Genomic DNA, 21,963 nt, shown 5'->3' with positions numbered 1-21,963 from the left:
TCGCCCGGGCCGACATCTTGAGCCCGGGTACCGCAGGACATCGATAGTGAGGTGGTCTCCGGTCAAGCAACCGCGATCCCCGCGCCCCCGACAGCAACTCGGTCGGGTCAGCGGAAACAGGAGGCCGGCGCAGTACCAGGGCCGGCAGATGGTGTAGCAGTTCCTTCGGGGCCCTGGTGCCAGTACGGCACCAGGGCCCCTCCATGCGTTCCACAGAGAGGTGCAATGACAGCAGACAACCCGCACAACCGACTCGACGACGACGACTACCCCGCCTACACCATGGGCCGGGCCGCCGAACTACTCGGCACCACCCAGGGCTTCCTCCGCGCCATCGGCGAAGCCCGCCTCATCACCCCGCTCCGCTCCCCAGGCGGCCACCGCCGCTACTCCCGCTACCAGCTGCGCATCGCCGCCCGCGCCCGGGAACTCGTCGACCAAGGCACCCCCATCGAGGCCGCCTGCCGCATCGTCATCCTCGAAGACCAGCTCGAAGAAGCCCAGCGCATCAACAGCGAACAGCGCCGCGCCGCAGCCCGGCACACGGCCGGCGTCTGACCCGCAGTGCACGGCGACGCACCGCACCCTTCCACCGATTCCAGAATATGAGCGCATGATCGCCGAAGATACTCAGCCGCCCGCACACGGACGGGAGTTCCAGCCCCGCCCCGACACCACCGACGCCCTGTCCACCCCCGTGGTTGATGCGCCTGCCAGCGCTACCGGCCAGCTCGCTGCCCGGCAGCCAGCCGCCGGCCTGGAAGGCGGGGTGGAGCGGGCGACGGCTGCGCTGAAGCCGAGGCTGCGCGGCTGGCTGCACGCCGGCGTGTTCCCCCTCGCGCTGGTCGGCGGCATTGTGCTGATCGCCGTTTCGCGTTCGGCTGCGGCGGTGGCGGCGTGCTCGGTGTACGCGTTGTCGGCCTGCCTGCTGTTCGGTACCAGCGCGGTCTATCACCGCGGGACGTGGGGTGCGCGCGGGGAGGCGGTCCTGCGGCGGATGGACCACGCGAACATCTTCCTCATCATCGCCGGCACGTACACCCCGCTGGCGGTACTGCTGCTGCCCGGAGGCGAGCAGTTGGTGCTGTTGGCCGTGGTGTGGGCGGGCGCCTTGGCCGGCATCGCCTTCCGCGTGCTGTGGATCGGGGCTCCCCGATGGCTGTACACCCCGTGCTACATCGTCCTGGGCTGGGTGGCCGTCTTCTACCTGCCCGACTTCGCACGCACCGGCGGCACCGCGGTCGTCGCACTGGTCATCGCCGGAGGTCTGCTCTACACCGCGGGCGCCGTCGTCTACGGCCTCAAGCGCCCCGACCCCTTGCCGGCCTGGTTCGGCTTTCACGAGGTCTTCCACGCCCTGACCATCGCCGCCTTCACCGCGCACTACACGGCCATCCTCCTGGCAGCCACATAACCGCGTCCGGAGCATGCCGAAGCGCAGGACTCGGGGGCGGACCCCTGGCCGCGCAGGGTCCGAGAGAGGCTGGTAACCGCGGCGTGCCCGGGGTCCCGTGGTGCAATGTGGCCTGTCCGGTACCGGGCTCGGCAAGCTCTTTCGCAGCATCCCGGGCCGAGTCCTGAGCGTCATCGAGCAGTGAGGAGCCGATGTGACCGCAAGAGAGCCGGACGGCGGGCGGTCCGCTCGTCTTCCCCGGAGCGGGAGCGGGAGCGGGAGTGGCCGGGGCAGGGCGATGACTCTCGCGGGGACGCTGGCGGCGGCGGAGGCAGCGGCGCCCGTGGAGTCGCTCGACGTGGTCGCGCGCATGCTCAAGGAGCACCTGGGGGCCGCGTCGGTGTCGTTCCTGATCACCGACTTCACCGGCGGCTCGGTCGTACGACTGGGGGCGGCGGGCAGCGTCGAGACCGATGAACCCGCCCAACGCATCACGCTGCGGGGCACCCTGTACGACGACGTGATCCGCACCCAGCGGCCGAGCGTGGAGGCCAAGGGCCAGGGCGCGCTGGTGCGGATCGTCGCCCCGGTGACCAACCGCGGGGACGCCATCGGGCTCCTCGAACTGTTCCTGCCCGCGGCACCGGACGCGGAGGTGATGCGGGAGATCGGCGAGACCGCGCACGCCCTGGCGTACATCGTCATCGCGAACCGGTCCTTCACCGACGTGTACCAGTGGGGCCGCCGCACCACCCCGCTGAGCCTGGCCGCGGAGATCCAGCACCGGCTGCTCCCGGCTTCGCTGGCGTGCGAGGCGGCACAGTTCGCGGTGGCCGGGGCGCTGGAGCCGGCCGACCACGTCGGCGGTGACACCTTCGACTACGTGATCGACCGCGACACGGTCCAGCTCTCCGTCACCGATGCCATGGGTCACGATGTCGACGCCGCACTGCTGGCCACCCTTGCGGTGGGCGCCTTGCGCCGGGCACGGCGGGCCGGTGCCGACCTCGCCGAACAGGCCCGCCAGGCCGACCAGGCCATGCGCGAGCACGGCCACAAGGGCTACGTCACCGGCCAGCTCCTGCGCATCAGCCTGATCGACGGCACAACCGAGTTCATCAACGCCGGGCACCCCTGGCCGCTGCGGATGCGGAACCGACAGGTGCGGGAGATCACTCCGAAGATCGATATGCCGTTCGGCTTCCACGCCCCGCACAGCTACCAGGTCCAGTCGCTGGACCTGCGGCCGGGCGACCGGCTGGTGATGCTGACCGACGGCATGCTGGAGCGCAACGCAGGCAGCCTCGATCTGTCCGACCTGATCATCCGCACCCGCGCGCTGCATCCCCGCGAGGCCGCCCGCACCCTCATCGCGGCGATCGTCGACGCCAACGACGGCCATCTGCAGGACGACGCGACCGTCATGTGCCTGGACTGGCACGGCACCAACCACTCCCAGCGTGACGCCGCCACCGGCGCCGACCTCACCGACGCCTCACGACCGTCAAGGACGGGACGGACCACTCCCGGGCGATGATTCTGGGCGGGTGTTCCGGGCAACCGCAACGACTGCAAGGCAGGGGAGCTGTCCGGCGCGAAAGCCGCCGTCGGCCACGAACGAACGTGCGTCCTGGAAGTGGCCGAGAAGCACATCCTGGGGCCAGAACCAGCCGTCCCGGCGGCGCCCATCCCTGCCCGAGAGTGTCACGTGATCCTGGAGGACAGCGCTGTTTCTCGGTAGCCGCGTTTCGCAACCAAACTGCCCTGACGCTCCCTCCGGGGCCTTGCATCCGTCCGGGTCAGTCGTGATGGCGGCGGGGCCAGGCTCCGGCGAGGGTGGGGTGGGGCTCGACGTTTCTGTCGGCACCTGTCCCCTGTTCCGAGGAGCACTGTCATGTCCGATCGCAATACCCTCATCCGCAGCCTGCACGATGTGGGTCTGGCAGCCTGGTTCGGCGGCTCTCTCATGGGCGCGGTCGGTCTCAACGGAGCAGCAAAGGACCAAAGCGAGACGGCCCGGGCCAGGGCACGGATCGCCTCGTCGGGGTGGGCGAAGTGGACGCCGGTCAACGCCGCGGCCATTGGCGCGCACCTGTTCGGCGGCGGCGGACTGCTTGCGGTGAACGCTCACCGGGTCGCCGCCCAGAAGGGCGTGGGGGCCTCTACCACGGCCAAGACCCTGGTCACCGCTGCGGCCCTGGCCGCCACTGCCTACGGCCGTGTCCTGGGCAAGAAAGTCGAGCTGGCTGCTTCCTCCGACCCGCAGGACGCCAAAGAGGCTGCCCGGCATCCGATCGACATCGACTCGGCCCAGCGGCAGCTGGCCTTCGCGCAGTGGGCGGTACCGGCCCTGACCGGATGCCTGGTGGTGCTCAACGCCCTGCACGGTGAGCAGCAGCGTCCTGAGGAGCAGCTGCCCGGCATGTGGGAGCGGGCTCGCTCCGCCGCCACCCCCTTCATCCCGCAGCACTCTTGAGGGATCTGCTCGCGCAGCCCCTAGTAGGGCTCCGTTAGGTTGCTCTGGCTCTTGGGTTGTGGCTGGTGGTGGATGTTTTGGGCAGGGGGCGGTGGCAGGTGGTGCAGGTGCCGCTCCAGCAGTTCAGCAGGTCCTGGATGGCGTCGAGGGTCTGGTAGAGGGTGAGTCCGCTGTACCGGCTTTTGGGGCCAGACGCTGTTCGGTGAGGAACGCGTGGGCGGCGGTGACCAGGGAGACGTGGTGGTGCCAGCCGGTCCAGGAGCGGCCCTCGAAGTGGTCCAGGCCGAGGCCGTGCTTGAGTTCGCGGTAGTCGTGCTCGATGCGCCAGCGGATCTTCGCCAGGCGGACCAGTTCGGCGAGGGAGAGCGTGTCGGGCAGGTTGGACAGCCAGTAGTCGGTGGGCGCCTCGGCGCCTTCGGGCCATTCGACCAGCAGTGTGACCTCGGGCAGGACACCGTCCCAGCAGTTTTCGTCTGTGGCGGCGGCCTGGGCGAGGCGTCGGGATTTGACCCCGGCCGGCCGCACCCGCAGGGACAGGAAATGCGAGCGCATCGGTCCGCGGGAGCCTTCCCGCCAGGTCACCTCGGTGAAGGCCTGCCGCCCGTGGCCGGTCGCCAGCGCCGCCACCGAGGACGGCTTGTCGCGGTAGCGGGGCTGGGGCTTGCGGCCGTTGCCCGACCAGGGCGGCGCGAAAGGCTCGGCATCGTGCGGATGGACGGTCACATCCGAGCGGATGGCCGCGACATAGCCGATGCCCCGGCCGTCCAGGCCGTCGCGGAAGTCGGCGTTCTGCCCGTAGCCGGCGTCGGCCACCACCACCGGCGGCACCAGCCCCCACCCGGCCAGCTCGTCGAAGATGTCCAGAGCCAGGCGCCACTTCTCCCGGTGCCCGACCTCTGGCGGTATCCCGGTCTTCTGCCGCCGTGGCGCGTCGTGCGCCCACTCCTGGGGCACGAACAACCGCCACTGCAGCGGGCAGGAGGCAGTGTCGGAGACCGCGTGCACGCTCACCGCGACCTGGCAGTTGGCCTGCTTGCCCAGCGCCCCGCAGTACTGGTGCGCGACCGCGACCGACATCTTGCCGTCCTTGGGGAACGACACGTCATCGACCGCCCAGGCATCCGGGCCGATCTGCGCCACCATCCGCTCCGCGATCCGCCGCCGCACCGGCACCGGATCCCAGGTCGACTGGTTCACGAACTGCTGCAGGTTCTGCTCGTTGCCATCCGGCAGCCGCTCTGCCATCGGCTGGATCGACTTACGCCGTCCGTCCAGCATCAGCCCCCGCAGATAGCAGTCGCCCTTCGCCCGCTGGTCCTTACGCGGCACCGACGCGAACACGTCAGCCACGAATAATGCCAACGTCGCCCGAGCACGGTTCACTTCATGTGCATCCACACCTTCAACATGCCCCCAAACAGGACCGCGAGACAGACCTAACGGAGCCCTACTAGATGATTGAGTCCAAGGGCTCGTAGCCGTAAACCGCCAGCGAGTGGTGTCGCATGTCGCTGCCATCGTCCGCCCAGCACGTGCAAGGCGTGCCCGTTTCATTTTGGCGGTCAGCGGAGAGCACGCGATGCATGCCTCAGCGACTCGGTGGACGTCTGGGTCGGGGCCCGGCTGGGGAATGGCCTTGAGTCTCCACTGACTGGAGACAGCAGAGTGGGGGACATGGACGTTACGACCCTCTACTCGATCGGGGAGCTTTCCCGGCGGACCGGCTTGTCTGTGAGGACCATCCGGTTCTACTCCGATTCGGGGGTGGTAGCGCCGACCACCCGTAGTCCCGCCGGTTACCGGCTCTACGACCTCGACGCACTGCTCCGTCTGGAACTCCTGCGCACACTGCGCGAGCTGGGCATGGACCTGGCCACGATTCAACGGGTACTGGACCGTGAGCTCTCGGTGGCGGAAGTCGCCGCGGCGCACGCCGACGCCATGGACGTCCAGATCCGGACGCTGCAACTGCGTCGGAGTGTTCTGCGAGTCGTGGCCAGCCGCGGGTCCAGTCCCGAGGAGACCAAGCTCATGCACAGGCTCACGCAGTTGTCCGGCGAGGAACGCCGCCGTCTGATCGACGATTTCATGGATGGCACCTTCGGCACAGTGGATGCCGACCCAGCCGCGGTGGCCATGGTTCGCGCTGCCACTCCCGACCTCCCCGATGATCCGACCGGCGAGCAGGTCACCGCGTGGGTGGAGCTCGCCGAGCTGGTCGGCGACGAGGATTTCCGTGCCCGGATGCGCCGGACGGCCGTACGTCAGGCGGCCGGGCGCCCGCTCGACATCGAATGCGATGCCGGCGAGGAACTGATGGAGTTCACCCGTCAGAAGGTGGCCGAGGCCATGGAGGCGGGCATCGACCCGCTCAACGACAGGGGCGCACCCGTCATCGACGACCTCGTGCACCGCTTCGCCGAGGTGCTCGCGCGCACCCCTGACACGGAATTCCGGGACTGGATGGCCCAGCAGTTCGAAGAGACGCACGATCCCCGGGTAGACCGATACTGGCAGCTGGTATGGATCGTCAACGGCTGGCACGTAGTACCGAACCTGATCCCGGTGTACCCCTGGCTCATCCAGGCCCTGCGAAATAGCCGTGACGCATAGTCACCGCAGTGGGCACGCCCCGGATCCCTGAATGAGTCCAGAGGATCACCTGCGGACATGAGGCGAGGGCGTCCAACGTCGATGTGTGACTAACAACCTGGACACCCTCGCAACGGCACTCTATGCCCGGATTGACGACGAGTTGAAGGCTTCACCGTGGCTGGCGCCGTGGCGGCCTGCCATCGGAATCACGCCCACACTCAGTGACGCCGAGCTGATCACGCTCGCGGTCATGTCGGCGCTGCTCGGATACACCTCTGAGCGGCGCTGGCTTCGCCGCGTCGGGCGGGACTTCGGCCACCTGTTTCCCTACGTGCCCCAGCAGTCCGGCTACAACAAGCGGCTGCGCGCCGCGTTCTCACTGCTCACCAGCATGATCCGGATCGTGGCCCGCGATACCTCACTGTGGAGCGACGATGTGTGGCTGGTCGACTCCACACCGGTCGGCTGCGGTTGCTCCCGTGAGACGGCCAAACGCTCGGACCTGGCAGGCTGGGCCCAGTACGGCTACTGCGCATCACACTCGCGATACTTCTGGGGGCTGCGTCTGCACCTGGTGTGCACACTCGGCGGGCTGCCGGTCCTGTTCGCACTCACCGGGGCGGACGAGCGCGAAACACTGCGCGACATGCTCGATACCGCGCCAGACGTCCTCGCCGCTCACCCCGGGCAGACGATCATCGGGGACAAGAACTACTTCGGCCGCGAGTTCGAGCGCGGCCTTGCCGAGCGTCACCTGAAGTTGCTGCGGCCAGCCCGCAAGGGGGAAGCCGAGCCGACCGGGTCACACCTGTTCAAACCGCTGCGGCAGGTCATCGAGTCGATCAATCAGACCTTCAAGGGGCAGCTCAACCTGGAACGACACGGCGGCAAGAGCCCTGCAGGAGTGTCAGCCCGGGTCTTGTGCCGGATCCTCGCACTCACAGCGGCGATCTGGCACAACGACCAAACTGGACAGCCCATCAAACGATCACTCACAGCCTACGATCACTGACCGCAACAACACCCCTTGGACTCATTCATCTAGAGAAGGCAGATCTTATGGGGGCGAATCTCGCGGGGACGAGCCTCACCGGTGCGACGCTTACTGACCTTGGCGTTATAGCGTCTGGTCTCGTCAGACCTGGTGACAGGGCCCGTCTTGGCTGGTAGCCCGGAAGTATGCGGTATCCGGACGGGGGCGGGCTGACCGCCGAGCAGCGCAAACGCCGCGAAGAGGTACGCATGCGGGCCGCTGACCTCTTCGAGGGGGACGTAAAAGTCCCGTGCATCGCCCGGGAGTTACGGGTGAGCGAGAAGTCGGTCTACCAGTGGCGCCGTGCGTGGGCGTTGAACGGGCGCGAAGCACTGCGTTCCCAGGGACCCCCGGGCTACGACTGCCGACTCGGCCCCCACCTGCAGGCCAAGCTCGCGACGTGGCTCGACGAGGGGCCGGCCGCGCACGGCTGGAGGGATGACCAGGTGTGGACCGCCGCAAGAGTCCGCACGCTGATCGGGCGGAAGTTCCACCTCTCCTACAGCATCTCCGGGGTGACCCGGCTGCTGCACCGCATGGGCTTCAGCGTGCAGATGCCCGCCCGGCCCGCCGCCGAACGCAACGAGGACGCGATCACCGCATGGCGGGAGGCGACCTGGCAGGAGGTAAAACCCTCCGGGTGAGCTTCCCCCGGTGTGCGGGAGGTGCTGATCAGCTGGCCAGGGCGGGTTGACGGGGTTTCAGGTTCGTTCGTTCGGCCGTTGCCTGGTCGGCGTAGTGCTTCTCCTCGAACTCGACGGGGCTGAGGTAGCCGAGCCGCTTCTGGATGCGCCGGGAGTTATAGAAGCCGTCGATGTACTCGAAGAGCGCGAGGTTGGCCTCGGCGCGGGTGGTGAAGGTGCGCCCACGGATGCACTCGGTTTTGATGAGCATCCAAAGGTTCTCCGCGAGGGCGTTATCGTACGAATCCCCGACCGAGCCCATAGATGCCTCAACTCCCGCTCTCACAAGGCGAGTTGTCAGCTTCACGGATGTGTACTGACAGCCGTGATCGGCATGGTGCACGAGTTGTCCGGGCTCGACCTCTCGGCTGGCCAGGGCGTACTCCAGTGTGGTGAGGACCAGGTCCGCGTCCGCGCGGGCGGAGGTCTCCCAGGCCACCACTCTCCGGGAGAACGCGTCCCGGATCGCCGAGAGCCACAAGGGTCCCTCACCGGTCGAGATCATCGTGAGGTCGGTGACCCACAGCCGGTTCGGGGCGGGTGCGGTGAAGTCGCGCTCGACCAGGTCCGGGGCGAGCGTGGCCTTGGGATCCCGGCGCGTGAAGCCCTTTCGGCGCGGGCTGATGCCCGCGATGTCGGCCTCGCGCATAAGGCGCTCGACCCGTTTGCGGCCCACGTGCACACCCTCACGCTTCAAGACGGCGTGCACGCGCGGTGAGCCGTAGATCCCGCCGGAGTCCGTGTGGATCTGCTTGATCTGCTCGGTGAGTTCCGCGTCCCGGCGCCGACGTTCGCACGGCTCGCGCTCTGCGTGGCGCCAGCGGTAGTACGTGGAGGAGGCGAGGTGCAGTTCCCGAAGTACGCACTCGACCCCCAGGTGCGGGTGCTCGTCGAGGAGCGCGGTCACCTGGGCCGGGTCGGGTCGAGCTGGGCCGCGAAAAAAGCCGAGGCTGTCCGCAGTACCTCGTTCGCCCGCTTGAGCTGGGCGTTCTCCTTGCGCAGCGCGGCGAGCTCGGCGCGTTCGTCGGTGGTGAGCCGGTCGTCACGCTCGCCGGCATCGGCCTCGGCCTGGCGGATCCATCCGCGCAGGGCCTCGGGGTGGACGCCGAGGTCGACGGCGAGCTTCTTGATCTGGGGCTTCGGGTCCGCGGTGCGGTACATCCGCACCGCACGCTCACGCAACTCCAGCGAGTACTTTCAAGACCACGGAGTTAAGGCCGATCCGGGGTTGTCAACGGGATCCGGGATTTTCGGGGAAGCGCAGGTCATGGCAACGGGGCTCCTGGTAGAGCGAGGAAGCCGACCAAGGTCTTCCCACTCGAAGGAGCCCCGTTGCCCGTTCAGTGTTCCACCGTCACGCTCACGTCGTCCATCACCGTCGCCGACGGCATCTTCGCTCCGGGGCATCTTGGCGAGCTGACCCAGCAGTTACCCTTCGAACTCGTCGATGACGTGCTGGAACGCGCCGGCGGCGCCCAGCACAGGCTGCGGCTGCTGCCGTCGAGGGTGGGCGTGTACTTCGTGCTGGCACTGGCCCTCTTCCCGCAGCTGGGGTACGTGCGCGTGTGGGACAAGCTCACCGCCGGGCTGCGCGGGATTCTTCACCGGCGCCCTTCGGAGAAGGCGTTGCGGGAGGTTCGCCGGAGGCTGGGCGTCGCGCCGCTTCGGTTGCTGTTCGAAACGCTGGCCGGCCCTGTGGCACAGCCGATCACACCCGGGGTGCGATACCGGTGCTGGCGCACGGTCGCCTTCGACGGGTGCAGCTCCACCAAGGCCCCTGACCGGCCGCGAGTCTGTGCGTGGCTGGGCAAGCACAAGCACCGCTACGGCACCGACGGATACCCAATGCTGAAGATCATGGTGCTGTGCGAGACCGGGACTCGGGCCCTGCTCGGCGCGGTCTTCGGACCGACGCCAGAGAAGGAGACCGGCTACGCCGAGCAACTGCTACCGCTGCTGGACGGCGGCATGCTGCTGCTCAACGACCGGGGCTTCGACTCCGACGACTTCCTCGCGAAGGCTGCGGCCACCGGCGCACAGCTGCTGGTGCGGCTCAAGGGAACCCGGACCCCCGCCCGCTGGGCGCTACTGCCGGACGGGTCGTTCCTGACCAGGATCAACGGGACCCGGCTGAGGGTCATCGACGCGCACATCGCGGTGACGACCGCCAAAGGGCTGCGGCTGGAAGGCCACTACCGGCTGGCCACCACGCTGACCGATCACCGCCGCTACCCCGCCGTCGAGCTGGTGGAGCTCTACCACGAGCGATGGGAGATCGAATCGGCGTTCTACTCGCTCCGCCACACTTTGCAGTGCGGCCTGGTGCTGCGCTCCCAGGACGTGGCCGGGATCCAGCAGGAGCTATGGGCTCATCTGACCGTCTACCAGGCACTGCGCCGGGCGATGGTCGAGGCCGTCGAGACGCTTCCCGGCACGGATCCGGACAGGGCTTCCTTCACCGTCGCCCTGGAGACCGCCAAGGAACAGCTCATCACCGCGGCCAATGTGCTGCCAGACGCCGGACCAGGGCGCATCACATCGGCCCTGCTGCACGATCTACTCCCACCCCGCCAGGCCCGCGTCAACCCGCGCCGCGTCAAGTGCCCGATCTCCCGCTACGCCGCCCCGCCCGACCAGGCCCAAGCCTTCGGGGCCTCCAGGATCACCAGCATCGCCGTCACCGTGCACTCGTCCGCCGGCACCGGCTCTGACGGGCGTCGCGACCACACGCTGCAACTCCTGCGCACCAACCCTCTCCGCACCTGGCGCGCATGCGAAATCGCCCGCGGTATCGGACTGGACGACGCTCGAGGACTACGCGCGGAACTGGGGCGCTGGGTCCGCGAAGGAATCCTTCGCCGCACCGGGCGAGGCATCTACACCCTCGAACCCGAGTGGATCACACCCGACCTCCACCACCCCTCGGTCCCGCCCCATTTGACAACCGCGGATCGGCCTTAACTCCGTGGTCTTGGAGTACTTTCGGGGAGCAGCCATGGTCGATGTTCCTCTCATGAGTCCCATCTGACCCTCTGTCAATTCACTCCGCATCTCGGGGGAAGCTCAGGGCGGCGACCGGCGCGTTCATCTGCTTCGAGGACGAAGCGGGCGTAACCGGCCGGCCGCCCAAGGGCCGCACCTGGGGCCGACGCGGCATCACCCCGAGGGTCAAAGTGCCCGGTCGCAGCCGGGGACGGCTCTCGGTGGCCGGGCTGCTGTGCTACCGGCCCGCCTTGCCCGCCCGCCTGTGCTACCGGCTGCGCCGGCACACCGGCCGCAAGGGCGAGCGGCGCTCGCTCGGCGAGAGCGACTACATCCACCTGCTCGACGGCGCCCACCACCTGCTCAAGGCCCCGCTGATCGTGGTGTGGGACCGGCTGAACACCCACATCTCCAAGACGATGAAGGCGCTCGTGGCCGGCCGGGACTGGCTGACAGTGGTCCTGTTGCCCGGGTATGCGCCTGAGCTCAACCCCGTCGAGGACCTGTGGGCGCATATCAAGCGGAGCCTGGCCAACCTGGCCGCCCGCACCCTCAACGAGCTGGAGACTCTGCTCCGCAGGCGGCTCAAGGCACTGCAGTACCTGCACGGCATCCTCGACGGGTTCCTCGCCGGGACAGGCCTCGCTCTCGACAGACCGAACTGACCCAAAAACGCCGAAGTCAGTAGCGTATTTCCGCTGGTGGCAAGGGAATTCGGTGTCGGGTAGGAACGCGGGCAACGGGGCCGCGTTGGTCAGGTAGTCCGCCAAGACTTCCGGCCGTTGAGGAGCCCCGTTGCCCACGCGTAATTGTGCGCTGCCACCCGGTCTGGCGAGGGTCACCCGTCAGTTCACCGTGGCTGAGGGCCGGTTCGCGCCCGGTCATCTGGGCGAGTTGACGCAGGTCATACCGTTCGACCTCGTCGATGCCGTTCTGGATGAAACCCGTTGCGTGCAGCGCCGGTTACGGGATCTGCCCTCGCGGGTCGGGGTCTACTTCCTTCTCGCGATGTGCCTGTTCCCGGAGGTCGGCTACCGGCTGGTCTGGCACAAGCTGACCGCAGCCCTTACGGGCGTCGGGTTCGAGGTCGCGGAGCCAACTGCGAAAGCATTGCGTGACCTGCGCAGACGGCTCGGTGCAGAACCGATGAAGCGCGTGTTCGAGACCCTGGCCGGCCCGCTCGCCCAGCCGGTGACTCCCGGAGTGCGGTTCGGGCCGTTCCGGATGGCCTCCTTCGACGGCTGCAGCTCGATCAAGCTCCCCGATACCGAGCGCAACGTGGAGTGGTTCGGACCTGGCAGCCGTGGCGGGTATCCGATGCTGGAACTGATGACCCTGGTGGAGACCGGCACCCGTGCCCTGATCGGTGCCGTGTTCGGCACTCCCAGCGACGGGGAGACCTCCTACGCTCGCAGGCTCCTGCACCACCTGGGCCCCGGCATGCTGGCTGGTCCTGTGGGACAAGGGTTTCGACGCCAACGCCTTCCTCGCCGCCGTGCACGACACCGGAGCCAGGTTCCTGGGCCGGCTGCGCGCCAACCGACGCACCCCGGTCCTGAGCCGACTCACCGATGGCTCCTACCTCTCGGTCATCGGCACCGTCCCGGTACGCGTCGTGGAAGCGCAGATCACCGTGATCTATGACGACTGCTCGTTCACCAACTCCTATCGGCTGGTCACGACGCTGACCGATGCTCGTCGTTACCCCGCCCCGGCCCTCGTTGCCCTTTACCACCAGCGGTGGGAGCACGAGTCGGCGTATTTTGCTCTGCGTCACACGATCACAGACGGCCGGGTCCTGCGTTCAGGCGACCCGGTCGGGGTCGAGCAGGAGATGTGGGCCCTGCTCGCCCTCTACCAGGCACTTCGGACCGTGATGGTGGAGGCCGCCGAGTCCCGGCCGGGCACCGACCCGGACCGCTGCGGCTTCACCATAGCCATCCACACTGCCCGCGACCTCGTGGTCCAGGCCGCCGACGTCATCAAGCCCGGCGCCCTGGGCACCCGCACCACCGCGTCATCGGCAACCGGGTCCTGGCCGGGCTCCTCCCGCACCGGCGCCCCCGCATCAGCACCCGAAAAGTCAGGTCATCGGTCTCCCGGTACGCCGAACGCCAAGACGACGGCCGCCCCGACAAAAGCCGCCTGGTCACCGACCTTGACGTCACCATCCTCGAACCCGATCCCGACCTGCCCACCGTCTCGCACGACGATCGACACACACCGGCCGCCGACCGGCGCAGACAGCGCGTCCTGGACCTCCTTCACGCAGAACCCGACCGCCAGTGGCACACTCGCGACCTCGCCCGCCACCTCGGCGACATCACCCTCAGCACGATGTACCGACAGCTCGACAGATGGGCCGTAAACGGACTCATCACCAAGACCGGCCCCGCCAGCTACAGCAGCCCGAGAACTCGCTCAACCCTCTTGCCATCAGCGGAAATACGCTAAGGGCTTGCCGATCAATAACTCGCTGTCTTGATCTCTGGCGCGGGGATGCCGAGGTGTGTGGCGAGGTCGATGAGGTCGTCGAGGGTGGCCAGTGGTGTCTCGGCGGGTTCGATGGCGTGTCCGATGTCGTGGAGGAGTCGGCGAGTTTGACTGATGGCCGGGTTGAGGGTCACGGGTGTCACGGTGAAGAGCGGGGCGATGACGACCTGGGGCAGCTTGAACCTCTGGTAGAGGATGGTGGCCAGGAGCCGGTCTACGAGGGTGAGGCCGGGGCGTCGGCCGGTGTAGAGGCCGACGGCGGGGGTCTTCTGCCGGTCGCCGCCGCGTCGCTGATGGAGGTCTGCTTCCCGCTGAGCCGCGCGGGCTGCTGCCAACTCGGTGACCAACCAGTCCCACTGCTCGTGCGGGATGCCGGTGAGAGCGGGATGGGTCAGCCAGTCGCGGCCGGAGCCGGCTTCGTTCTGGGGTGGAATAGGAAGGACGCCGTCCCGGCGGTGTTCTTGTGGGTGAACGGTGTAGTTCCAGTCGCCGTGCTAGTCGTGGCGGCTCAGTGGCAGGGCGTTCAGCTGTCCGTCACTGATGCGGACGCCGGTCTCGTAGACGGCGGTGTCGAGTACGGCGCGGACTGTCAGTCCCGTGCGGGTGGTGGTCGCTGCGATGCTGTTCACGATGACTTCATGGCTGGTCAGCGGCCTGCCCCGCCAGTTCATCGTGATGTGGGAGAACAGTCGGTGCTCGATTCGGTTCCACTTAGATGTGCCCGGAGGAAAGTGACACACAGTGATCTCCAGGCCGGTCTCGACAGCCAGCGCGGCCAGCTCGAACTTCCAGGCCCGGGTGCGGTAGCCGTTGGAACCGCCCGCGTCCGCAGTGATCAGCAGTCGGTGCGAGCGCGGGTAGGTGTCGCGCCCAACCGCGTGCCACCAGCGGCGGACGGAGGCGACGGCGAAGGCTGCCGTGTCATGGTCGGTGCCGACGTTGACCCAGCCCGCGTCCGCGGCCAGATCGTAGATCCCGTAGGGGATCGCCTTGCCCAGATCGGCATCGGGAAAGTCGTGGGTGCGAACCCGGACCGGATCACCTTCGCGGCACCACTCGTGGCCGGCGTTCTTGTAGTTGCCGACCAACTCCTTCTTCTTGGTGTCCACGCTGATCACCGGGTCTCCGGCGGCCTGGAAGTCCTTGGCCTGGTCGTTGATATAGCGGAACTGCGCATCCCGGTCCGGGTGTTGGGCACCTTCGATGGTCTTGGCGTTGCCCTGGAGACTGAAGCCCTCCTCGCGCAGCACGGCCGCCACGGTGTCCGCAGAGACCCGGTGCCCCTGCCGGGTCAGCTCGGCAGCCAGTTGCCGGGTCGACTTCGTCGTCCAGCGCAGCGGCGATATCGGGTCCCCGCGTACATCCGGTTCCACCAAGGCCAGCAATGCGGGCCGAAGGCCCGGATCCAGGTCCACCGCACGCTTGCGGCCCCCACCGGACCGACGCACCCGACCCAACGGCGCCTCCCCGGACTCCAGTTCCGTCACCCCGCGCGACACGGTCCCCTCCCGGACTCCGGCCGTACGAGCGACGAGCCTGATGCCTCCATGGCCCAGCGACCGTGCTTCTGCTCCTATGGCCAGCCGCCGCTGCCGCTCGTCGAGATGCGGGAACAACGTCCCGAACTTTGCGGCCAGAGCCGCCTCGATCCCCTCCGGACTCCCCATGCCACAACAACGATCCACAGAGCCGGAAGCGACGGCTTGTTTCCCGGCAAGCCCTAACTACCCGGCCTTGGGTCAAGGCCCGTGATCGTCAGTGAGCTGTGCGGCCCGGGCGTGGCCGGTGTCGGACCTCGGCCGACAGTTGGGCCGCAGCGTCCCGCAGCGTCTCGGTGAAGCCTCGCTGACGGCGGTCGTCTGGGATGCCCGAACGATGTACCACGGCGGTGGCGCGTACCGCGGCGGGATGGTCGATGCGTACGACGCCGATGGTAGGGGGTAGTGCCGGCACGGCGAGGCCGGGAACGACGGTGATGCCAAGTTCGGCGGAGACGAGACCAAGTTTGGCGACCCAGTCGCGGGCGACGAACGCGATGTTCGGTTGCCACGAGGAATCGGCCCACGTGCCGAGGAGGGTTGAGCCCGGCTCGGCGCTGCCGGCGATCCACCGTTCGTGTCTGAGCATTGCGGTGGTGACGCTTGCCTGGCCGGCGAAGGGGTGTTCCGGCGCGACCGCCACGAACAGTGGATCGTCGAGTATTAGGGTCGCCTCCACGCCCTCGGGCAGGGACTCGGATGGGGTCACCACGGCGAGATCGAGTCGTCCTCGGGCAACAGCGGTCACAAGGGCAGCAGTTGTCCCTTCGCGCAGCGGCACCCGCACCTGTGGTTCCCGCCTGATGAGGGCGGCGATAGCCCGAGGCACCAACGCAGCCATGGCGGTGGAGAACGCTCCGACACGCAAACGGCCAGGCGGGTGCGTGCCAAGATCTTCGAGATCTTGCCGGGCGGCGTGGAGCTCACCGAGGACCTTGTCGGCATGCCGGACGACGATCCAGCCGGCGTCGGTCGGCTGTACGCCCCGGGCCCGGCGTTCAAACAGTGCCTGACCAGCCGCCTGCTCCATGAGCGCGATCTGGCGAGAGATGGCCGATTGCGTGTAGCCCAGCCGCTCGGCCGCCATCGAGAAGGAGCCGTAGCGAGCCGCCTCTCGGACCACGCGCAGACCCACGACCGTGAAATCACTCATGCGAAATAGTCATAGCACATATGCAAGACTGGCGTTTGACGCATACCTGGCCGCAGGTAACCTCATCCGCATGGATACTGCACGCAACAAGAAACTCCTCGAGGACATCTTCGACCAGATGGCCCGGGGAAACTCCCGTGCGATGAGCGAGGCGATGGCCGAGGACTTCCGGTGGATATTTCCAGGGAACTGGTCATGGGCCGGTAGTTGGGAACCCAAGTCAGTCGCGGTGGGCGGGCTGCTGCGACCACTGATGGCGCAATTCGAGGGCGAATACCGTAGCGAGGCAGACCTCATTCTTGCCGACGGCGACCGCGTCGTGGTCCAAGCCCGCGGATACGCCACCACCAAACGGGGAGAGCCCTACCACCAGACGTACTGTTACATCTTCCGGGTCGCCGACGGGCGTCTTACCGAGGTGACCGAATACTGCGACACGGCGCTAGTCGAACGGGTCCTCGACCGCCCCGCCGGTTAGCACCCCAGTCGCAGTTCGCTGTCACTGCTGGTCAGAGCCGTGTTTCGGAGGGCACTCGGCTGACGTCACGTCAGGTCGTGGAAGTTCGTGACGCCGGATGCGGCGGGCCGTTGTGCTTGTCGCGCAAGACGATGTCCAGCTCCAGCTCCAGTTGTAGATCGTGATCGCCAGACGTCCGACAGGGCGGCCGGGGCGGGCAGCTCACCCTCCCGTTCGGCGGCCCCTTGACCGGAGTGAGTGCTCACTCCGGTATCTTGTGGCCATGACGACAACACCAAGTCGGCGAAGAGCGCCGGCAATGGACCCCGACAGCCGCCGGGAAATGATCGTTCGTGCTGCGCTTCCCCTCGTGATCGAGCACGGCAGCGCGGTAACGACGCGCCAGATCGCTCAGGCCGCAGGCATCGGGGAGGGCACGATCTTCCGCGTCTTCGCGGACAAGGAGGAGCTCCTGGACGCATGCGTGACGGAGGCTCTCAGCCCGGCCCATGCCCTCGATGAACTCGCTTTGGTGTCCATGGAGCAGCCGCTCGTTGCCCGGCTGACCGAGGCTGCCTCTGCGCTGCATGCCCACTTGGACCGGGTCGGCGCGGTGGTCGGTGCGCTTCATGCGACGGGAGGGCGGGGACGAAGTGGCCGTCCCAGCAGCTCAGAGGCGCCGCCTGATCGTGCGGCCGGCTCCCTGCCCGTACGAGAGGCGCTGGCCGAACTCTTCGAACCTGAACGGGAGTCGCTGCGGTTGCCTCCCGAGCAGGCAGCACTGATCTTCCTGGGTCTGCTGTTCGTCGGGAATGGCAGGCCGCCGGTAGGAGGCGAGTCAGCGGATTCGTCGACGCAGTTGGGAGTGCACGACCTCATCCACGTCTTCCTGCACGGCGTCCTGTCCCAGCCGGTCGAGAACTGAGAGGCAGAGCATGTCCATCACGCTGAACCACACCATCGTTCCAGCCGTCGACAACGAGGCGGCAGCACGCTTCTTCGCCTCCGTCATGGGACTGGACTATCGAGGTGCAGATCGGCATTTCGCGCCGGTGCAGGTCAACGATTCTCTGACGCTGGACTTCATGTCCGTCGAGAATCCGGTCGGCCATCACCTGGCCTTCGACGTGGACCCGTCGTCCTTCGACTCGATCCTCGACCGGCTCCGAACCGCCGGGGTGCCCTATGGCAACGATCCCAGCGAGCCCGACAACGGTCGGATCGACCACCCGTTGTGCCCTCGTGGCCTGTACTTCACCGATGACGCGGGGAACCTCTACGAAGTCATGTCCCCCAGGTAGCAGCCATCCGGCACTGCAATCACACAGTGGCCGACAACGGCGCCTGCCGTGCTCGGCCACCGGTCTCCTGCCGACGGTAATGGCCGGCGCGGGCTCGGGCTTGATGGCGCCGCCGCCAGTCGGACTAGGGGGTGGGCCGCATCGTGGACGGGACGGACGATGAGTGCGATGAACAGGCGCTGGATCTCGTTGCAGGACAGCGGCAACAGCCCATCGGGTGCGGGCCGACGGGCATGTTCCTCGACGCGGACGGTGACGAGGAAGGCGTGGGCGAGCATCGCAAGGGTGGCCCAGCGGGCCCAGGAGGGATAGCGGCGGACCTGGTGTCATCGAGCCCGGCCAGCCCCTTTCCCGCTCTGGAAGGTCTCCTCCACCCGCCATCTGGATCCGGCAACCCGCACCAACTCGGCCAAAGGCACCGGTTCGGGTGAGAAACAGCGGTAGTAGGCATGTTGGCCGGGGGTGCGGTTGCGGCGGATCAGCATCTGGTGACGGCCCGGGCCCGGTTCGGCGAGGTCGATGAGGGCCCAGTCGTAGAAGCGGTGCCCCTTGGCACCCGCCGCGGCGGACAAGAGACATTTGCTGACGTTGGCGGTGCCGCAGATCCTTGGGACGGAGTGGGGGACCGCCCTCCTCCTGAGGAAGCACCGCCATGGCAACTGAGCGCGTTACAGGATCGGTGATCGAAGCGCGAGTTCAAGGCGCCAGCGGGCGAGCCAGTGGATAACAATTGGTGGGTCTTCGATCTTGAGCGGTGCGCCTGCTCAGGGCCTCTGGCCTTTCTCTACGCTCAGCGACGGCGGTTGGTGGCTGCTGCCGGGGCCGCAGGCGCGCCGGGAGTCCAGGGCAGCACAGGCCACGGTCCCTCTCCGTGACTACGGGTGCAGCTTCTCGCCCTTCGCCAGCATCGCTACGTACTTTTCGATCCGGCGCGCCCGGGTCTCGGCCTTCTTGGCGTCTTGGATCCGGTACAGGATCGCGTAGCGGTTCTGCCGGTCCAGTGTCTCGAAGAACTCCGCCGCGGCCGGGTCGGCGGTCAGGGCCGCCGTGAGGTCGTCCGGCACCGTGGCGGTCTTCGCGCCGTCGTAGGCCGCTTCCCAGCGGCCGTCTGCCTTGGCGCGGTCCACCTCGGCCTGTCCCGGCGGATGCATCCGGCCCTGCTCGATCAGGGCGGCCACCTTGTCCCGGTTGGCCTTGGACCACTTGCTGCGCGGCTTGCGCGGGGTGAACCGCTGGAGCCACCACTGGTCGTCGAACTTTGCCTTCTGGCCGTCGATCCAGCCGTAGCAGAGTGCCACGTCGAGCGCCTGGGTGTAGTCCAGCGCGGCGATACCGGGGCCCTTCTTGCGAAGCTTGAGCCAGATGCCGGGTGAAACGGCGTGGTTCTGGCCGAGCCATGCCTGGAATGCCTCGGCGGATTCGAATGCGACGATCTCCAAGTCCTGAGTCACCCCAGCAGCGAACCACACCCGGCCGATTGTCATGAGACATTCGGCACGGCCCCGGATGCGGGATGCCCGTGGGCCTGCTTGATCATCTCTGTTTTCGACGCAGAACGATCATGCAGGAGCCACGGGCTTGGTCAACGATACGACGTTGCTGCTCAACCTCGACGGGGTGTCCGTCGCGCGTGTTGAGCGGCTGGCCGACGGAAGGCGCCGACAGCGGGTTTGGGTTTCATCGCCAAGATTGGCCTTCGCCCATCCATGCTCGTTCCGATGATGGTGCTTGGGCTCTACGGAGTGTTCGCCTGCCTCAAGTTCCATGAGCGCTGCGCGTTTCACGTTGGACAGGCGAGAGGGCTGCGGAAGAAGGTCGCGGAGCAGTTCCCGGATCTCGGCATTGAGCCTGCCCTGCAAGCGACGTCCGACAAGCAGCGTGCGCGTTTTCCCGCCTGCGGAAGATCCGGCTGTACGTGGTGTGGATCGCGCTCCATGGCGTCATCGCCGGCGGCTGGAGCCGGTCTCTCTATTTGGATCATCGTTACTGCTTGACCTGACCAGCCGGACGTCATGACGGCCCTACCCAGCCGCGACACCGAGCCCGATCTGTACCGAGCGGCACCGCCGCAGGGGCGGGCGTTTGGGCTATCGCTGGGTGTGGAGGTGCTGTCGGCGGTTGGTGACCAGGGCGTGCCAGCGCTGGCGGGTGGCCGGTTCGTCGTCGATCCACCGAGTGCTGGAGGCCTGGGGCAGGGGCAGGCCGGCCATGAAGGCGGCGATCTCGCTGTAGTAAGGGAAGGCGCCGCTGCGGGTGTTCTCGCGCAGCCAGGCGATCGTCGTGGCCACCTGGTCCTGGTCGTTGCGGACGGCGTGGTGGAAGGCGAGGGTGAGGTCCAGGGCGAGCTCGGTGTATGTCACGCCCGCTGTACGGATCTCAGCGCGCAGCACCTGGGCGCGGTCGTCGATGTCGGCGTCGGTGCGGCCGGCGTCGCGGGCGAGCGCCGCGATATGGGTGATCAGGGTGGTGGCGCGTAGATCCACACCGGCCAGAAGCTGCTCAGCGAGGGCGAGCTCGCTGTCGGCGACGGCCGGGTCGGTGAAGGCCAGGGCGAAGGCGCGGTGGGCCTGGCTGTTGCCGCGCTCACCGGTGACACCGTGGTGTTCGGCTTCGTCGCGTGCGGCGGCGTACGCGGCGGCGGCGCGGTCCATGTCGCCGTGGGGCCACCAGGTGTCGCCTTGGACGCGGTGGTGGCGGCCTTCCCAGCCCAGGGTGTGGGCGGTGGTGAGGGCGGTGGGGAAGTCGCCGGCCATGCGGGCGAGATGGGCAAGTCCGCGTCGGGCGGCGGGGGCGAGGCGGCCCTGGCTGTCGGCGACGGCCTGCATGCCCGCGCGGGAGGCCGGGCTGTCCCCAAGATCGCGGTGGGCCTTGGCCCGGTAGTACAGAGCCATGTGCTGCAGGTCGTCAGGGAGCAGGCGGCTGTTGATGACTGTGGTGAGGCGGGCGACGGTGCGCGAGCGGTGCTGGTGCTGACGGCGGGCGAGCGCGCTGAGGAGTTCGACCAGGGCGTCGGCGGCCGTGTCCAGTCCCGTGCTGTCGGTGTCGGGTGGGGCGAGGGGGTTCCCACACGGAGTCGCTGACGCAGGTCCAGGCCGCCGGGATGAGCCAGCCGAGGTCCAGTCGGTGGTCGCGGGCCAGGCGCAGGCCCTGGCGCAGGCAGGCAACCAGCAGCAGCCTACCGAGCCGGGGGAGTTGCGGTGCTGTTCGCCAAGGGCGGTGAAGGCGCGCTGCGCAGCCTGCTGCCAGTCGCGCTCACTCCAGCGGTCATCGGTGGTGTCGTCGGCGTTGCGTACGGCGGAACGGATCAGCGAGACACCGAGCCGGAACGTGCCCGGCACGGGCTTGCCTTCGTTGGTGAGCGGCAGGATGTCCAGCGGGGACGGGCCGGGCGAGGGGTAGACGATCGCGTCGGTGCCGATGGAGGTCGGGTAGAGGTCGGCGGCGGCCGCCGTCTTCATCAGCTTGCGGTGCAGGCCCACGCGCTGGTTCGCGAGCACGGCGGCCCGGATGTCGGGGCGCCACGTCTCCCGCTTCAGCGCCGGGTACTCCTCGTAGTACGGCACCTGGCCCCGGCTGCGCTGGCGCAGCTTGCCGATGCCGCCCTTCGCCGTCGCCTTGATCGCGGTCTCCAGCAACGCCATCGTCGGATCGACCTGCTTGCGCCGCGCCATCGCGTCCAGGAACTCCTGGCCCCCCAGGTTCTACCCGCACCTATCGCTGTTCCGTGCTGACCGGTGACCCAAATGGGACCGACAGACTGCCCGCACGGCCCGTTACCGAAGCCGGCGGAACCTGGAGCCGATATGCCCCCGGTGACCACAGACGGTGAAACGCAGATATTCACGCTGGTTCCGCTGAG

General features: G+C 67.9%; 19 protein-coding genes and 3 pseudogenes. 14 read left to right on the top strand and 8 right to left on the bottom strand.

Annotated features, from left to right (window positions below; translation table 11 throughout):
- Positions 1 to 225 precede the first annotated feature (225 nt).
- The 4 genes from GTY58_RS01770 (at position 226) to GTY58_RS01755 (ending at position 3,869) form a co-directional block, all read left to right on the top strand.
- A complete protein-coding gene (locus GTY58_RS01770; RefSeq protein ID WP_010981759.1) occupies positions 226 to 558 on the top strand; it encodes a MerR family transcriptional regulator in 333 nt (110 codons plus the stop codon).
- A 55-nt stretch (positions 559 to 613) separates the two neighbouring features.
- Complete coding sequence (locus GTY58_RS01765; RefSeq protein ID WP_010981758.1) at positions 614 to 1,414, top strand: hemolysin III family protein; 801 nt, start codon at positions 614 to 616, stop codon at positions 1,412 to 1,414.
- 277 nt (positions 1,415 to 1,691) lie between these two features.
- Positions 1,692 to 2,930: a PP2C family protein-serine/threonine phosphatase gene (locus GTY58_RS01760; protein ID WP_010981757.1), complete on the top strand. Its 1,239-nt coding sequence runs from the start codon at positions 1,692 to 1,694 to the stop codon at positions 2,928 to 2,930.
- A gap of 357 nt (positions 2,931 to 3,287) precedes the next feature.
- Positions 3,288 to 3,869 (top strand): hypothetical protein, encoded by a 582-nt coding sequence (locus GTY58_RS01755; RefSeq protein WP_010981756.1) that lies wholly within the window; start codon positions 3,288 to 3,290, stop codon positions 3,867 to 3,869.
- A 123-nt stretch (positions 3,870 to 3,992) separates the two neighbouring features.
- Here GTY58_RS01755 and GTY58_RS01750 read toward each other — a convergent pair whose 3' ends face one another.
- Entirely contained in the window at positions 3,993 to 5,267 is a 1,275-nt protein-coding gene (locus GTY58_RS01750; RefSeq protein ID WP_010981725.1) for an IS701-like element ISSav4 family transposase, read from the bottom strand.
- 276 nt (positions 5,268 to 5,543) lie between these two features.
- Between GTY58_RS01750 and GTY58_RS01745 the strand changes: the two genes are divergently transcribed.
- From GTY58_RS01745 to GTY58_RS01730, 3 genes are all read left to right on the top strand, one after another.
- Positions 5,544 to 6,482, top strand: coding sequence for a MerR family transcriptional regulator (locus tag GTY58_RS01745; protein ID WP_037644670.1), 939 nt, complete (start codon positions 5,544 to 5,546; stop codon positions 6,480 to 6,482).
- An 85-nt stretch (positions 6,483 to 6,567) separates the two neighbouring features.
- Complete coding sequence (locus GTY58_RS01740) at positions 6,568 to 7,476, top strand: IS982 family transposase (RefSeq protein ID WP_010981754.1); 909 nt, start codon at positions 6,568 to 6,570, stop codon at positions 7,474 to 7,476.
- 167 nt (positions 7,477 to 7,643) lie between these two features.
- On the top strand, positions 7,644 to 8,141 hold the full coding sequence (locus GTY58_RS01730; protein WP_010981753.1) for a winged helix-turn-helix domain-containing protein: 498 nt from the start codon (positions 7,644 to 7,646) through the stop codon (positions 8,139 to 8,141).
- Positions 8,142 to 8,169: 28 nt separating this feature from the next.
- On the opposite strand, the gene GTY58_RS01725 is transcribed toward GTY58_RS01730, so the two are convergent.
- Together GTY58_RS01725 and GTY58_RS01720 are read right to left on the bottom strand one after the other, a co-directional pair.
- Entirely contained in the window at positions 8,170 to 9,087 is a 918-nt protein-coding gene (locus GTY58_RS01725; RefSeq protein ID WP_010981752.1) for an IS3 family transposase, read from the bottom strand.
- Positions 9,084 to 9,362, bottom strand: a complete 279-nt coding sequence (locus tag GTY58_RS01720; RefSeq protein WP_010981751.1) for a transposase — start codon at positions 9,360 to 9,362, stop codon at positions 9,084 to 9,086. The genes GTY58_RS01725 and GTY58_RS01720 overlap by 4 nt, the downstream gene beginning before the upstream one ends.
- Positions 9,363 to 9,512: 150 nt before the next feature.
- Between GTY58_RS01720 and GTY58_RS01715 the strand changes: the two genes are divergently transcribed.
- The 4 genes and pseudogenes from GTY58_RS01715 to GTY58_RS01700 all read left to right on the top strand — a co-directional run bounded on the left by GTY58_RS01715 (position 9,513) and on the right by GTY58_RS01700 (position 13,530).
- The gene (locus GTY58_RS01715; RefSeq protein WP_010981750.1) at positions 9,513 to 11,141 is read left to right on the top strand and encodes an IS4-like element ISSav1 family transposase; all 1,629 of its coding nucleotides are present in this window, start codon (positions 9,513 to 9,515) and stop codon (positions 11,139 to 11,141) included.
- A 125-nt stretch (positions 11,142 to 11,266) separates the two neighbouring features.
- On the top strand, positions 11,267 to 11,827 hold the full coding sequence (locus tag GTY58_RS01710; RefSeq protein ID WP_078234922.1) for a transposase: 561 nt from the start codon (positions 11,267 to 11,269) through the stop codon (positions 11,825 to 11,827).
- Between the two features lie 190 nt (positions 11,828 to 12,017).
- Positions 12,018 to 12,314: pseudogene (locus GTY58_RS41215) on the top strand (transposase domain-containing protein); the annotation flags it as partial.
- Positions 12,315 to 12,657: 343 nt separating this feature from the next.
- Positions 12,658 to 13,530, top strand: a complete 873-nt coding sequence (locus GTY58_RS01700) for a hypothetical protein (RefSeq protein WP_063773991.1) — start codon at positions 12,658 to 12,660, stop codon at positions 13,528 to 13,530.
- 97 nt (positions 13,531 to 13,627) lie between these two features.
- Here GTY58_RS01700 and GTY58_RS01690 read toward each other — a convergent pair.
- Together GTY58_RS01690 and GTY58_RS01685 are read right to left on the bottom strand one after the other, a co-directional pair.
- Positions 13,628 to 15,322: pseudogene (locus GTY58_RS01690) on the bottom strand (ISAzo13 family transposase).
- Between the two features lie 88 nt (positions 15,323 to 15,410).
- The gene (locus GTY58_RS01685; RefSeq protein WP_042492650.1) at positions 15,411 to 16,346 is read right to left on the bottom strand and encodes a LysR family transcriptional regulator; all 936 of its coding nucleotides are present in this window, start codon (positions 16,344 to 16,346) and stop codon (positions 15,411 to 15,413) included.
- A 70-nt stretch (positions 16,347 to 16,416) separates the two neighbouring features.
- Here GTY58_RS01685 and GTY58_RS01680 point away from each other — a divergent pair, with 70 nt between their 5' ends.
- From GTY58_RS01680 to GTY58_RS01670, 3 genes are all read left to right on the top strand, one after another.
- Positions 16,417 to 16,824 (top strand): nuclear transport factor 2 family protein, encoded by a 408-nt coding sequence (locus GTY58_RS01680; RefSeq protein ID WP_037652774.1) that lies wholly within the window; start codon positions 16,417 to 16,419, stop codon positions 16,822 to 16,824.
- A gap of 298 nt (positions 16,825 to 17,122) precedes the next feature.
- On the top strand, positions 17,123 to 17,728 hold the full coding sequence (locus GTY58_RS01675; RefSeq protein ID WP_237528694.1) for a TetR/AcrR family transcriptional regulator: 606 nt from the start codon (positions 17,123 to 17,125) through the stop codon (positions 17,726 to 17,728).
- A gap of 10 nt (positions 17,729 to 17,738) precedes the next feature.
- Positions 17,739 to 18,104 carry a VOC family protein gene (locus tag GTY58_RS01670; protein WP_010981744.1) on the top strand — a complete coding sequence of 122 codons (366 nt, stop codon included), beginning with the start codon at positions 17,739 to 17,741 and terminating at the stop codon, positions 18,102 to 18,104.
- A 19-nt stretch (positions 18,105 to 18,123) separates the two neighbouring features.
- Here GTY58_RS01670 and GTY58_RS40115 read toward each other — a convergent pair.
- The 3 genes and pseudogenes from GTY58_RS40115 to GTY58_RS40110 form a co-directional block, all read right to left on the bottom strand.
- A pseudogene (locus GTY58_RS40115) lies at positions 18,124 to 18,771 on the bottom strand (IS701 family transposase); the annotation flags it as partial.
- 208 nt (positions 18,772 to 18,979) lie between these two features.
- Positions 18,980 to 19,573: a YdeI/OmpD-associated family protein gene (locus GTY58_RS01665; RefSeq protein WP_037652776.1), complete on the bottom strand. Its 594-nt coding sequence runs from the start codon at positions 19,571 to 19,573 to the stop codon at positions 18,980 to 18,982.
- Between the two features lie 618 nt (positions 19,574 to 20,191).
- On the bottom strand, positions 20,192 to 21,775 hold the full coding sequence (locus tag GTY58_RS40110; protein WP_010981742.1) for a tetratricopeptide repeat protein: 1,584 nt from the start codon (positions 21,773 to 21,775) through the stop codon (positions 20,192 to 20,194).
- Positions 21,776 to 21,963 lie beyond the last annotated feature (188 nt).

This window comes from Streptomyces sp. SID5469 (genome assembly GCF_009862865.1).
Taxonomy (GTDB): domain Bacteria; phylum Actinomycetota; class Actinomycetes; order Streptomycetales; family Streptomycetaceae; genus Streptomyces; species Streptomyces avermitilis.
Note: the sequence above shows the minus strand (reverse complement) of the source record. Positions and strands in the feature narration are given on the sequence as shown.

What these genes read in the sequence shown, in the direction of transcription:
- GTY58_RS01770 (WP_010981759.1), top strand. Translation starts at nt 226, where the DNA reads ATGACAGCAGACAACCCGCACAACCGACTCGACGACGACGACTACCCC.
- GTY58_RS01765 (WP_010981758.1), top strand. Translation starts at nt 614, where the DNA reads ATGATCGCCGAAGATACTCAGCCGCCCGCACACGGACGGGAGTTCCAG.
- GTY58_RS01760 (WP_010981757.1), top strand. Translation starts at nt 1,692, where the DNA reads ATGACTCTCGCGGGGACGCTGGCGGCGGCGGAGGCAGCGGCGCCCGTG.
- GTY58_RS01755 (WP_010981756.1), top strand. Translation starts at nt 3,288, where the DNA reads ATGTCCGATCGCAATACCCTCATCCGCAGCCTGCACGATGTGGGTCTG.
- GTY58_RS01745 (WP_037644670.1), top strand. Translation starts at nt 5,544, where the DNA reads ATGGACGTTACGACCCTCTACTCGATCGGGGAGCTTTCCCGGCGGACC.
- GTY58_RS01730 (WP_010981753.1), top strand. Translation starts at nt 7,644, where the DNA reads ATGCGGTATCCGGACGGGGGCGGGCTGACCGCCGAGCAGCGCAAACGC.
- GTY58_RS01685 (WP_042492650.1), bottom strand. Translation starts at nt 16,346, where the DNA reads ATGAGTGATTTCACGGTCGTGGGTCTGCGCGTGGTCCGAGAGGCGGCT.
- GTY58_RS01680 (WP_037652774.1), top strand. Translation starts at nt 16,417, where the DNA reads ATGGATACTGCACGCAACAAGAAACTCCTCGAGGACATCTTCGACCAG.
- GTY58_RS01675 (WP_237528694.1), top strand. Translation starts at nt 17,123, where the DNA reads ATGGACCCCGACAGCCGCCGGGAAATGATCGTTCGTGCTGCGCTTCCC.
- GTY58_RS01670 (WP_010981744.1), top strand. Translation starts at nt 17,739, where the DNA reads ATGTCCATCACGCTGAACCACACCATCGTTCCAGCCGTCGACAACGAG.
- GTY58_RS40110 (WP_010981742.1), bottom strand. Translation starts at nt 21,775, where the DNA reads ATGGCGCGGCGCAAGCAGGTCGATCCGACGATGGCGTTGCTGGAGACC.